Annotated in this window: 10 protein-coding genes; 5 read left to right on the top strand and 5 right to left on the bottom strand. The window is 69.0% G+C overall.

The window, feature by feature from the left end; genetic code table 11:
• Positions 1-34 precede the first annotated feature (34 nt).
• From glyQ to D893_RS03530, 4 genes are all read left to right on the top strand, one after another.
• Positions 35-982: a glycine--tRNA ligase subunit alpha gene (gene glyQ / locus D893_RS03515; protein ID WP_018936517.1), complete on the top strand. Its 948-nt coding sequence runs from the start codon at positions 35-37 to the stop codon at positions 980-982.
• 90 nt (positions 983-1,072) lie between these two features.
• A complete protein-coding gene (gene glyS / locus D893_RS03520; RefSeq protein WP_018947345.1) occupies positions 1,073-3,154 on the top strand; it encodes a glycine--tRNA ligase subunit beta in 2,082 nt (693 codons plus the stop codon).
• A 12-nt stretch (positions 3,155-3,166) separates the two neighbouring features.
• Positions 3,167-3,907, top strand: coding sequence for a lysophospholipid acyltransferase family protein (locus tag D893_RS03525; protein ID WP_018947344.1), 741 nt, complete (start codon positions 3,167-3,169; stop codon positions 3,905-3,907).
• A gap of 121 nt (positions 3,908-4,028) precedes the next feature.
• Positions 4,029-4,673, top strand: a complete 645-nt coding sequence (locus D893_RS03530) for a hypothetical protein (RefSeq protein ID WP_018947343.1) — start codon at positions 4,029-4,031, stop codon at positions 4,671-4,673.
• Positions 4,674-4,698: 25 nt separating this feature from the next.
• Here the strand turns inward: D893_RS03530 and D893_RS03535 are convergent, their stop codons facing one another.
• The 3 genes from D893_RS03535 to D893_RS03545 form a co-directional block, all read right to left on the bottom strand.
• Positions 4,699-5,748: a PA2778 family cysteine peptidase gene (locus D893_RS03535; protein WP_081618825.1), complete on the bottom strand. Its 1,050-nt coding sequence runs from the start codon at positions 5,746-5,748 to the stop codon at positions 4,699-4,701.
• 7 nt (positions 5,749-5,755) lie between these two features.
• The gene (locus D893_RS03540; RefSeq protein ID WP_024328574.1) at positions 5,756-6,214 is read right to left on the bottom strand and encodes a PA2779 family protein; all 459 of its coding nucleotides are present in this window, start codon (positions 6,212-6,214) and stop codon (positions 5,756-5,758) included.
• Between the two features lie 94 nt (positions 6,215-6,308).
• The gene (locus D893_RS03545; RefSeq protein ID WP_018947340.1) at positions 6,309-7,574 is read right to left on the bottom strand and encodes a 6-phosphofructokinase; all 1,266 of its coding nucleotides are present in this window, start codon (positions 7,572-7,574) and stop codon (positions 6,309-6,311) included.
• A 176-nt stretch (positions 7,575-7,750) separates the two neighbouring features.
• Between D893_RS03545 and D893_RS03550 the strand changes: the two genes are divergently transcribed.
• Positions 7,751-8,764 (top strand): class 1 fructose-bisphosphatase, encoded by a 1,014-nt coding sequence (locus D893_RS03550; RefSeq protein WP_018947339.1) that lies wholly within the window; start codon positions 7,751-7,753, stop codon positions 8,762-8,764.
• Between the two features lie 486 nt (positions 8,765-9,250).
• On the opposite strand, the gene D893_RS03555 is transcribed toward D893_RS03550, so the two are convergent.
• Positions 9,251-10,552 carry an ATP-grasp domain-containing protein gene (locus D893_RS03555; RefSeq protein WP_018947338.1) on the bottom strand — a complete coding sequence of 434 codons (1,302 nt, stop codon included), beginning with the start codon at positions 10,550-10,552 and terminating at the stop codon, positions 9,251-9,253.
• Between the two features lie 38 nt (positions 10,553-10,590).
• Positions 10,591-12,600, bottom strand: coding sequence for a CocE/NonD family hydrolase (locus D893_RS03560; protein WP_077244594.1), 2,010 nt, complete (start codon positions 12,598-12,600; stop codon positions 10,591-10,593).
• Between the last annotated feature and the right edge of the window lie 70 nt (positions 12,601-12,670).

Raw genomic sequence — 12,670 nt, forward strand, 5'->3', positions numbered from 1 at the left:
ACTGCCGCCCCTGATCCGCTCCGGACCCCCAGCGATGGCGAACGCAAGCGACCGAACCGAGACCGCGAGTCCCACCTTCCAGGACCTGATCCGCCGACTGCAGGATTACTGGAACGACCACGGCTGCGTGGTCATGCAGCCCTATGACATGGAGATGGGTGCCGGCACCTTCCATCCGGCGACCTTCCTGCGCTCGATCGGGCCGGAACCGTGGCGCGCGGCCTACGTGCAGCCCAGCCGGCGCCCGACCGACGGGCGCTACGGCGACAATCCCAATCGCCTGCAGCACTACTACCAGTTCCAGGTGCTGCTGAAGCCCTCCCCGGCCGACATCCAGGACCTGTATCTCGGCTCGCTGGAGGCGCTGGGCTTCGACACGCTGACCCACGACGTCCGTTTCGTCGAGGACAACTGGGAGTCCCCGACCCTGGGCGCCTGGGGGCTGGGCTGGGAGGTCTGGCTGAACGGCATGGAGGTGACCCAGTTCACCTACTTCCAGCAGGTGGGCGGGATCGACTGCCACCCCGTCTCCGGCGAGATCACCTACGGGCTGGAGCGTCTGGCGATGTACCTGCAGGGCGTGGAGAGCGTCTACGACCTGGTCTGGACCGTCGGCCCGGACGGGCGCGCGGTCACCTACGGCGACGTCTACCACCAGAACGAGGTGGAACAGTCGAAGTACAACTTCGAGCACGCCGACCGCGATGCCCTGTTCGCCGCGTTCGACCACCATGCGGCGGAGAGCGACCGCATGATCGAGCTGGGCCTGCCGCTGCCGGCCTACGAGCAGATGCTGCGCGCCTCGCACAGCTTCAACCTGCTGGATGCGCGCGGGGCGATCTCGGTCACCGAGCGCCAGCGCTACATCCTGCGCGTGCGCGAGCTCTCCAGGAACGTCGCGCAGAAATACTATGAATCGCGCGAGGCCCTGGGCTTTCCACTGTGCGCCCCGGGCGACACCGGCAAGTCCGACGCCGCCTGACGCCACCCGACACCGGGGCATACCCCGAACCCGTGCCCGCCGCCGCCCCGAACGGGCGCGCGGGCCCACCGGAACCCGACTGGACCGAACATGGACGAAGCCCGCGAACTTCTGATCGAACTCGGCACCGAGGAACTGCCCCCCACCGCGCTGGCACGCCTGCGCGACGCCCTGGCCGAGGGCCTGACCACCCGCCTGCGCGACGCCGGGCTGGAACCCGGCGAGCCCGAGGCCTTCGCCACGCCCCGACGCCTGGCCGTGCGTTTCCCCGCGGTGCCTGGCCGCCAGCCCGACCAGCTGCAGGAACGCCGTGGCCCGGCCGTGGCCGCCGCCTTCGACGACCAGGGCCAGCCGACCCGCGCGGCGCAGGGCTTCGCCTCCTCCTGCGGGGTGGAAGTGGACCAGCTCGAGCGCGAGGACACCGGCAAGGGCGAATACCTGATCTTCCGCCGCATGCAGCCGGGGCAGGCCCTCGGCGAACTGCTGCCGGAGATGCTGGACGGCGCCCTGGAACACCTGCCCACGCCCAAGCGCATGCGCTGGGGCGAGAGCACCACGGAATTCGTGCGCCCGGTGCACTGGCTGGTGGTGCTGCACGGCACCGACGTCCTGCCGATGACGGTGCTGGAACAGGATGCCGGCCGCCACACGCGCGGCCACCGTTTCCACCACCCGGCCCCGCTGGAGCTCGCCAGCCCCGCGGACTACGCCGACAGGCTGCGCGCCGAGGGCCGCGTCGAGCCCTCGTTCGAGTCCCGTCGCGAACGCATCCTGGAGCAGGTCCACGCCACCGCCCGCGAGCTGGGCGGGCGCGCGCTGGTCGACCCGGACATGCTGGACGAGGTCACCGCACTGGTGGAGTGGCCGGTGGCCCTGGGCGGCAGCTTCGACCGGCGTTTCCTCGAGGTCCCGCAGGAGGCGCTGATCTCCACCATGCAGGACAACCAGAAATACTTCCCGGTGGTGGACGAGGCCGGCCGCCTGCAGCCGCATTTCATCGTCGTCAGCAACATCGAGTCGCGCGATCCCGAAGCAGTACGCGATGGCAACGAGCGCGTGCTGCGCCCGCGCTTCGCGGATGCCGAATTCTTCTGGGAGCAGGACCGCAAGCACCGCCTGGAAGAGCGCCTCGACGAGCTCGGCGCGGTGGTATTCGAGAAGCGCCTGGGCACCCTGCGCGACAAGTCGCAGCGCCTGGAAGCGCTGATGCAGCGCCTCGCCGGCCTGATGGACCTGGATGCGCAGCAGGCGGCGCGCGCCGCGCGGCTGTGCAAATGCGATCTACTGACCCGGATGGTGTTCGAGTTCACCGAACTGCAGGGCACCATGGGGCGCTACTACGCGCTGCACGACCGCGAGGACGAGGCCGTCGCCGACGCGATCGAGCAGCACTACTGGCCGCGCCAGTCCGGCTCCGAACTCCCGGACGGCCCGCTGGCCCAGGCCCTGGCGCTGGCCGACCGCCTCGACACCCTGGTCGGGATCTTCGCCATCGGCAAGCAGCCCAGCGGCACCAAGGACCCGTTCGCGCTGCGCCGGGCCGCGCTGGGGCTGGTGCGCATCCTGGTGGAGCGCGAACTCCCGCTGACCCTGACCCCGCTGCTCACCGCGGCCGCCGAGCCGATCCGCGAACGCGTGGCCGAGGCCGACCAGGCGGTGGACCCGGTGCGCGAATACATCGTCGAGCGCCTGCGCGGCTACCTGCTGGAACAGGGCCATGCCCACGAGACCATCGAGGCCGTGGGCGCGGTCGGCCCCGACCAGCCACTGGATTTCGCCCGGCGCGTGCGCGCGGTGTCGCAGTTCCGCGAACGCCCGGAGGCCGAGGCCCTGGCCGCGGCCAACAAGCGCATCCACAACCTGCTGCGCAAGGCCGGCGACGAGGCCGCCGGCACGCTGGAGCCCGACGCCCTGGTGGCCGACGAGGAACGCCGGCTGCACCAGGGTCTGCTGGCGGTGCGCCCGGCGGTGGACGCGGCGGTGGCCGACGGCGACTACGTGCGCGCCCTGGGCGAGCTCGCCGGCCTGCGCGAGCGCGTGGACCGCTTCTTCGACGGGGTGATGGTGATGGCCGAGGACCCCGCCGAACGCCGCAACCGCCTGGCGCTGCTGCGGGAACTGCGTCAGGCCTTCGAGACCGTGGCGGACATCGGGCGGCTGGCCACCGGCTGAAGGAGACGGGCGATGCGCTATCTGCGGGCACTCCTGTTTCAGGCGGGGCTGATCAGCTCGTCGCTGGTCTACGGCCTGATCATGCCGCTGCTGATCTGGCCGCTGTCCCATGAACGCCGCTACCGCGTCCTGATCCAGTGGGGCCGCTTCAACATCTGGTGGCTGCGGGTGACCTGCGGGGTGCGCTACCGGGTACGCGGCCTGGAACACGTGGACACCTCGCGCCCCCACGTGGTGATGTCCAAGCATCAGTCGGCGTGGGAGACGCTCGCGTTCGTGTCGATCTTCCCGCGCCAGACCTGGGTGCTCAAGCGCGAGCTGATGCGCATCCCGCTGTTTGGCTGGGCCCTGGCCATGCTCCAGCCGGTACCGATCGACCGCAGTGCCGGTCGCCAGGCCCTGGAGGGCCTGCTCCGGGAAGGCAAGAAGCGGCTGGACCAGGGCCTGTGGGTGATCGTGTTCCCCGAGGGCACGCGCGTAAATCCCGGGGAAAAGGGACGCTACCGTCAGGGCGGCGCGCAGCTCGCCGCGCGCGGCGGTTACCCGGTGCTGCCGGTGGCGCTGAACTCCGGTACATACTGGCCGCGGCACGGGATCCTGCGCCGCCCCGGGACCATCGAGGTCTCGGTGGGGCCGCCGATCGAGACGCAGGGTCGTTCGGCCGCCGAGGTGCTGGCGCAGACCGAGGACTGGATCGAAAGCGAGATGGCGCAACTGGAAGCCCGCGACGAGGCCTCCCCGCGGGAGCAGTAACCCGGCGGTCGGCGGCCCGACCATCCGACGATCCCCCGCCGGATTCCCGCCCAAATTGCGCACGGGGCCGCAAGCCCGCAATCTCCCCGGCTACACCCCAGAGGAACCCGGAGACGCCTGCATGTCCGCTTCCCCCGGAACGATCGGTCCGGCACTGGTCGAACTGCGCGAACGCAATATCCACCGCGTCGGCGATGACGAGCCGGCGGTCTGGCTGATCGACGACCGCGAGATGGGCGGGATCCTGGTGAACGCCCCGCCGTTTTCGGACGCCCTGCTGCAGGAGCTGCGCGCGCTCACCGAGCCGCGCTGGCTGTTCCTGCCCAGCCACCGCGGCGCGCGCGACCTCGACGCCTGGCGCGAGGCCGGACTGGAGGTGCTGGCCTACGAGGCCGAGGCACCCGCGATCCGCGCCGCCGGCGGCACCGTGGATACCCCGTTCAACCGCAAGCAGCGGCTGTCGCGCACCATCGACTTCCTGCCGATGGGCGGCGTCACCGAGGGCACCTGCGCCCTGCGGATCAAGAACCTGCCGGGGGCGATCTTCTTCGGTCCCGCGCTGACCCCGGGCGAGGACGGCTGGCCGACCGTGATCCCGGAAGCCACCGACCATTCGGCCGAGGCCCGGCTGTTCGGCTCGCTGGGGATCAAGGACCTGAAATTCGCCTGGGCGTTCTGCGACCGCCACGACCCGGAGACCACGCAAATCGGACCGGACGCCGACCAGCACATCCACGCGCGGGTGGAGGCCCTGTTCGAGGACTGACGCCGCGCCGAGCCGCGTGCCCCTCTCAGTCGGCGCGCCGGCCCGCCGGGCAGTCCGGGACGGGGTCGCATGCCCCGTCGGGGGACGGGGCCGCCCGCTCCAGCGTCCGCAGGGTCGGGGCATACGGGGATGCGTCCTCGCCCCCGCTCAGCGCCACCGCGCAGGCGGCCGCCGCCCGGGCGGGTTCCGTGCAGTCCCGCGCCAGCAGGACATGGGCGAGGTTGTTCCAGGCCGCGTCCACCCCGGGGTCACGCTCGATCAGCTCGCGCAGCGCAGACTCGGCCGCCTCGGGGTCATCCTGCGCCATGGCCACGTTGGCCAGACCGACATAGGCCACCGGGTGATCGGGCCATGCGTCGATCGCCGTGTGGTAACCCGTGGCCGCGGCCGCCAGTGCGCCGGTGACCTCCAGTTCGTTGACCGCGCGCAGCCAGTTCAGCGGCTCCGCGGTGGCCGGCAGCTCATCCGGCGCCACGGGGATGAAGGCCCAGCGCTCGCCGCGCGCCCAGGTCCGCTCGAAGCGGGCGAACTCGTTCACGTGGCGTTCGTGGGTCCCGCTGCGCAGGATGATTTCGCCGGCGTCGAGGTCGTAGCCGATGACCACCGCGAAATGCCATTCCGGGAACATCGCGAGCCCGAGGTTCTGGAACACCACCACCGGATGACCGGCCGCGACCTCGCGCAGGACCGCTTCCAGATCCGGCTCCAGGCGATACGCCACCAGATCGCGCGCGCGCACCGCCGCACGCATCTCGGCCTGCAGGGTGCCCTCGCGGGCGGGGAGGTAGACCTCGTCGATCAGCCCTTGCAGCGACACGTCCAGACCGCGCCCCTCGAGCACCGTGGCCAGCGCGGCCGGGCCGCACTGGTAATCCTCCTGCGGGTGGAACGGGGTGTCGCGCAGTTCGACGCGTGGCGGCAGATCCGGGAGGGCCTCGGGTCCGCCCGCCAGGTCACGGCTCTGCGGCGCGGTAGCACAGCCCGTCAGCAGCAACGCCAGCAGCGCGGCGGCCAGCACTCCCCCGACCCCGCCGCGCCAGTGCGCCGCGGGGTGTGCACCTCCCGAACTCTGCATCGAAGGGTCAGCGATCGCGTGACTGCACGAACGGGAACACGTCGGTCACGCCCAGGGCATCGGTGATCACGAACACCACGAAGACGATGGCCAGCACGCCCAGGACTCCGGTAGCCCCCACCGGCTCGGAATCCATGCGTGCCTCCAGCTCCGCCAGCTCGTCATCGGTAAGCCGGGCCACCCGCTCGCGGGCCTGCTCCGGATCCACGCCCATGGCGATCAGCTGCTCCTGCACCGCCGCCTCGTCCAGGCGCTCCAGCAGTTCGGCCCGGGTGTCCTCGGACTGCGTCTGATCGATCAGTGAACGGGTATCCACCATGTGGCCGGTGCCGGCCTCGGCCCGCTCGCCGGTTTCAGCCAGCGCGGGGGTCACCGGCAACAGGGCAAGCCCCAGCGCGAGAAGACCGGCCAGCAAACCGGAGCCGGACGGGACGAAGCGAGTACTTGTAACGATCGAGTTTGTCATGGACAGCCTCCTCGAAGGCACGGGTTGGCCCCCCCACAACTTTCATCCTACGCCCATCAGGCGCCACGCCAAGCCCTCGAGCCTCCGGAAGTGCTCAGTCGTGATCCACTTCGAATGATGGGCACCGTTTCGGCAGCAATTCGCCGCGGATGCGGGGGTAGGCCGGCAACCCGCGTTCGAACGGCGGCTGGTCCTCTCCCTGGATCAGTGGACGCAGATAGTCGCGCGCGGCCTGGGTGATGCCGTAGCCGTCCGGGGTGATGTATTCGCGCGGCATGCCCTGCTCGATGTCGGCCACGCTCTCCAGCGAGGTCCGCCCCATGCGCCAGCGGTAGGGCTGGGTGGAATCCCGCTGGATGATCGGCATGAAGCTGTGGTGGCCGGCCACCACGCCTTCCACGGCCGCACGCCCGCACGCGTAGGCCTGGTCCACGTCCACCTTCGACGCGATGTGGCGGGCGGCCCGCTGGATGTAGTCCACCACCGCCCAGTGGAGCTTGTGCCCCGTCTTCTCGCGGATCAGCTCGGACAGGCGCGGCGCGGCGCCGCCCAGCTGGGTATAGGCATAGACATCGTGGCTCTGCGCTACCGAGAACAGGCTGCCGTCGGGGTTCTTCAGGCCCTCGGAAACCACCACCACGCAGTAGCCGTGGCGCTCGATGGTGCGGTTGAGGTGTTCCATGAAGTCCGCCTCCTCGAACGGGATCTCGGCGAACAGGATCAGCATCGGCGGCTGGCCGTCGAACTCCTGGGCCAGTGCCGCGGCGGCCGCCAGCCAGCCAGCATGCCGGCCCATCACCTCGAGGATGAAGACCTTGGTCGAGCTGGTATGCATGGACTCCACGTCCAGGCTGGCCTCGCGCACGGTGGTGGCGATGAACTTGGCGGCGGAGCCGAAACCCGGACTGGTATCGGTGATCGCGAGGTCGTTGTCGATGGTCTTGGGCACACCCACCGCGGTGATCGGGTAGCCCATGCGGTCCCCCATCTTCGCGACCTTGAGGGCAGTATCCATGGAGCCGCCGCCCCCGTTGTAAAAGAAATAGCCGATATCGTGGGCGCGGAAGACCTCCACCAGTCGTTCGTACTGCTCGGGATGGGTTTCCGGATCGCCCAGGTCGAAGCGGCAGGACCCGAACGCCCCGCCGGGCGTGTGCCTCAGTGCCTGCAGGGTCAGCGGATCCTCGTGGTCGAGGTCGATCAGCTCCTCGCGCAGCACGCCGAGGATCCCGTCGCGCGCGGCGTAGATCCGTCCGAAATGGGCCGGGTGCCCCCGAACGGCCTCGATCACCCCCCAGGCACTGGCGTTGATGACAGCGGTAACCCCGCCAGACTGGGCGTACAAAGCGTTCTGCGGCATGCCTTTCTCCCTGGATTTCGCTGCATTCGGACCCGCATCGGCCCCCGCGCCGGCATTTGCTACACTATCCCGGTTAAGACCCGGGCCGGGGCGGCGGGTTCGGCCGCCCTCGCGGCAGCCTCTGCCCCAAGAGTGCCCCGAGGTCGCACGGACTCACAACCATCAGGATCGGCAAAATGCATATCGGCACGACACTGACCAACTACATCATCGAAACCCAGCGCGGCATCCAGGGCGCCACCGGCGAGTTCACCGGACTGCTCAACGACATCGCCACCGCCTGCAAGAAGATCTCGGCCCTGGTCGACAAGGGCGACCTGGTCGGCGTCCTCGGCTCGGCCGGTTCCGAGAACGTGCAGGGCGAGACCCAGAAGAAGCTGGACGTGATCACCAACGAGGTGTTCATCGAGGCGCTGTCGCACAACGGTCATGTCGCCGGCCTGGCGTCCGAGGAGATGGACGAGATCCTCGAGCTGCCCAAGGACGCCCCGCGTGGCCACTACCTGGTGCTGTTCGACCCGCTGGACGGCTCCTCCAACATCGACGTGAACGTCTCCGTCGGCACCATCTTCTCCATCCTGAAGGCCCCGGAAGGCGTGCAGGACCCGAAGACCGAGGACTTCCTGCAGCCCGGTACCACCCAGGTGGCCGCCGGCTACTGCCTGTACGGTCCGTCCACCATGATGGTGCTGACCACCGGCCAGGGCGTGAACATGTTCACCCTGGACAAGGACTTCGGCGAGTTCCTGCTGACCAAGGAAAAGGTCCACATCCCCGAGGACACCCAGGAGTTCGCCATCAACATGTCGAACATGCGGTTCTGGGAAGCCCCGATCAAGCGCTACGTCGACGAGTGCCTGGCCGGCAAGGAAGGCGCGCTGGGCAAGGACTACAACATGCGCTGGGTCGCCTCCATGGTCGCCGAGGTGCACCGCATTCTGTCGCGCGGCGGCATCTTCATGTACCCGCTGGACTCCAAGACCACCGCCAAGGGTCAGGAAGGCAAGCTGCGCCTGATGTACGAGGCCAACCCGATGAGCTACATCGTCGAGCAGGCCGGCGGTGCCTCCACCACCGGGCGCCAGCGCATCATGGATCTCCCGCCGAAGGACATCCACCAGCGCGTGCCGGTGGTGCTGGGCGCGAAGAACGACGTGGAGCGCGTGACCCGCTACCACAACGAGGGCTGATCGCGCCCCGGCGGCCGCGAGGACTTCGCGGCCCGCCGACCCGGCATTGCAGGGCCCGGCCCCTTCGGGGGACCGGGCCCTTTTGTTGGCCCGTACGGAGGTCCGGGCCGCACGAGAGCTGCCGCCGGCTGGCAACCCGTGACGCCGATCGGCCGGAGGGCCGGCCTCCTACGGGTCAGGCATCAACCGCGGTTCAGACGCCAACCGCGGTAGGAGGCGAGCCCCCTCGCCGATCCGGCCCGGGGAGGCATCAACCGGCAGGAGGCGAGCCCCCTCGCCGATCAGGCCCGGGGAGGCATCAACCGGCAGGAGGCGAGCCCCCTCGCCGATCAGGCCCGGGGAGGCATCAACCGGCAGGAGGCGAGCCCCCTCGCCGATCAGGCCCGGGGAGGCATCAACCGGCAGGAGGCGAGCCCCCTCGCCGATCCGGCCCGGGGAGGCATCAACCGGTAGGAGGCGAGCCCTCTCGCCGATCCGGCCCGAGGGTCAGGTGATGACCGCCTCGGTGTCCTTCTCGATGTCGAACTGCAGCACCGACAGGGCCTCGTCGTATTTGTCCAGAAGGTCGGCGCGATCACGCCCGCCGATGAACACGTTGGCGATCTCGAAGCTGTACATGTCCTGGCCCTGAAGGTCCTTGAGGTGCTGGCCGGGCCGCACCGGGATCTTCACCTCGGTGCCGGGCTGGCGGGTCTTGAGCCGGGTAACGGCCTCGGCACTGGGGACCCGCCGCACGCGGCCGCTCTCGTGCGTGCGGAACATGAAATGCGCGGCCACGTTGAACTCGCCGTTGCGCTCCATCGGCCGCGGCTTGCGTCCCAGCGCCAGGTCCACCATCACGGAGTGGTGCGAGATGCCGTGCACCTTTTCGAAGATGTCGGAATGAGCCTGGGAGATGCGCGGGTTGATCTCCAGCAGCCACACCTGATCGCCGGTCTGGTCGTAGTAGAACTCGGCGTTGAACGGCGAATTGTCCAGGCCGGTTTGCTGCACCGCCAGGCGCGCGAGATCCATCATGCGGTGCTGGATCTCCAGCGGCAGCGAGGACGGGTATTCGTAGCGCGAGAACGAGGAGCCGTCCTGCTCGGTCACCGAATCGACCACACCGTAGACATTCACCTGCCCGTTGTAGCTGTATCCCTCGAGGGTGCACTGCCAGCCGCCGATGGGTGATTCAGCCACGAAGCTCTCGGGCATCTCGGCGATTTCCGGCGGCGCGCCGGAGCGCTGCATCAGCCAGGCAAAGGGCGCGCCGATGAAGCCACCCTTCTCGCGGCAGATCGGCATGACGGAGCGGAACTGGCGCTCGTCGTTGATCTGGAAGGCGAGGAACGAACGGAACGACTTGATCGGCTTGATCCAGAACGGCGGCAGCATGCCGAGCTTCGACCACGCTTCCTCGTCGTGCGGATCGAAGGCCTGAAAGCGCGGGATATGCTCGGGGATGACCTTGCGCTGTTCCAGCCGGCTCCAGTACTTGTGCTCGCACTTGAGCACGGCTTCCAGCGAGGGCCCGGGCACGCCGAAGCGCTCGGCCAGCAACGGGACCATCACGGTGCCGGGGAAGTCGTAGAAGCTCACGATGGCGTCCACCGGGACCCCGGCCCGCTGGATACGCGCGGCCGCACGTTCCAGCAGGTCGCCCATATCGAAGGCATCGACGTTACGGATGTCGGCGAAATCCAGCGCCGCGTGGAATTCGCACTCGGCGGCCTGGGGCAGGCGTTCCAGCTTGGCCCGGTTGAAGTCGTCCATACCGACCACAAAGACGTGTTTCTTCTCGCTCATGTCGCTCCTCCCGGTTTCCCGGTGTTCGCCGGACCGCTTCAGATCAGGTCGCGCGGGATGCTCTCGTCCCAGCTCTGCGCGTAGACGCGCACGTCACCCTCGTAGGCATCCAGGGTGGCGCGGATCCGGAAGGTGTCGGGGGTAGAGGTGAGCACCGTGCGGGTCACGGTGCGCACCGACCAGTCATCCCGCCGGAAATGCCGGGTCTGCACCACCTCGCCCCGCACGGTGTCGTAGGACTCGCTGCGGTAGCTGTAGCGTTCGTGCACCTCCCGGCCAAAGGTCAGGTCATTGTCATGCAGCTGCAGCACGGGGTCGTTGTTGATCACGTTCAGGGCGACCTCGTTGGTCGCCAGGTTGTGCTCGGTCTTCCATTCGCGATGGGCCGGGGCCAGCAGGGTATGCCCCGGGGTGGGGGCATGCCGCGGCTCGCCGAGATCCCGCGGGACAGGGGTATCGGCGCCGGCCCGGCGTTCCGGCAAATGCAGGCAGCAACCTTCCAGATGCAGGGTCAGACGTGCGGGTTCCGGTGCCGGCCACGCCAGCGGCCAGTAGGAACTGGAGACCGACAGGCGAATACGATGGCCGCGACGGAACCGCTGGGCCACCTCATTCAGCCGGAAGCGGACACGGTAGCGCCGCCCGGGCTCCAGCGGCTGCGGTTCCTCGTGCCCGTCGCGATGCGTCAGATTGCGGATGCCGAAAGTCACCCGCGTGGCCCGGTCCTCCGGGTCCACGTCGGACAGGCGCGCGGCGACCTGGGCCACCGGACGATCGGCCTCGATCTCCAGCTCCAGCTCGGTGTCCCCCAGCAGGTCGAAATCCTGTTCCAGCGGATCGGTCTCGAACACCAGGGCGCCGCCGTCCTCCAGGCGCTGATCCGAAGGCAGGTCGGTGGTCTCGGCGTAGGAACACCACTTGCCGGCGAACAGCCCCACGCTCAGCGGACTGCGTATGGTCAGGGTTTCCGCTTCATCGGTGCGTTCGCCGCCGGCGACCAGGCGCCCCCGGGCCAGACCGAATTCGTGGTAGTGGATGCCGGGGCTGGGCCAGCACTGCTCGGCGACCCACTCACCGGTGATCTCCGGCACCAGCGGGCTGCGCGCGTCGTGCAGCCACAAGCGCGCCATCGGATCGGAATCGACGCCACGGTCGATGCCCTTGAGCCAGTGGTCCCACCAGCGCACGCATTCGCCGAGGAAGTCGATGGTCGGTCCGGGGCCGCCCATGTGCGGATACTTGTGGCCCCAGGGCCCCACCAGCCCGGCGCGCGGTACCTGCAGGTGCTCGAGCAGGCGGAACACTGTATTGGAGTAGCCGTCGGCCCAGCCGCTGACCGCCATCACCGGGACCTGGATCGCGCTGTAGTCCTCGCAGACCGAAGCATGCTTCCAGTAGTCGTCGCGGCGCTGGTGCTCCAGCCAGTTGCGGATCCACAGGCCGGACCCCTCCAGGCGCTCGCGCCACATGTCGCGCCAGCGATCCTCGCCGACCACCCGCGGGTCCGGCGGGCAGGAGTTGAAGCCGAACATGGTCGACGCCCAGGAAAGGTTGTCCGTCAGCAGGCAGCCGCCCATGTAGTGCACGTCGTCGGCATAGCGGTCATCCGACGAACACACCGAGATCACCGCCCCCAGCTCCGGGGGCTGGAGGGCCGCCAGCTGCAGCCCGTTGAAGCCGCCCCAGGACAGACCGAACAGGCCGACCTTGCCCGAACACCACGGCTGCTGCGCGATCCAGCGGATCACCTCCAGGCCGTCTTCCAGTTCCTGCTGCAGGTATTCGTCGGGCAGCACCCCGTCAGAATCACCGCTGCCGCGCAGGTCGACACGCACCCCCGCGTAGCCGTTACGCGCGAAGAAGCCATGGACTTCTGCATCCCGCAGGGCCTTGTGGTCGTTCTTGCGATACGGGATGTACTCGAGGATCGCGGGGACCGGGTTGTCCCCGGCATCCTCCGGCAGCCAGATGCGTGCAGCCAGGCGGCAGCCGTCGCTCAGCGTGATCCAGGTGTTTTCGATGAGCTTTACGCCGTCGACCTCGTGCATGCTGTTGACCTCCATGCCGTGGCGGCATCCTTACCGGGGATATATTAGCCGGGCCGGCGAAAATCAAGCG

The organism is Thioalkalivibrio sp. ALE21, from assembly GCF_003208255.1.
In the GTDB taxonomy this organism is placed as follows: domain Bacteria; phylum Pseudomonadota; class Gammaproteobacteria; order Ectothiorhodospirales; family Ectothiorhodospiraceae; genus Thioalkalivibrio; species Thioalkalivibrio halophilus.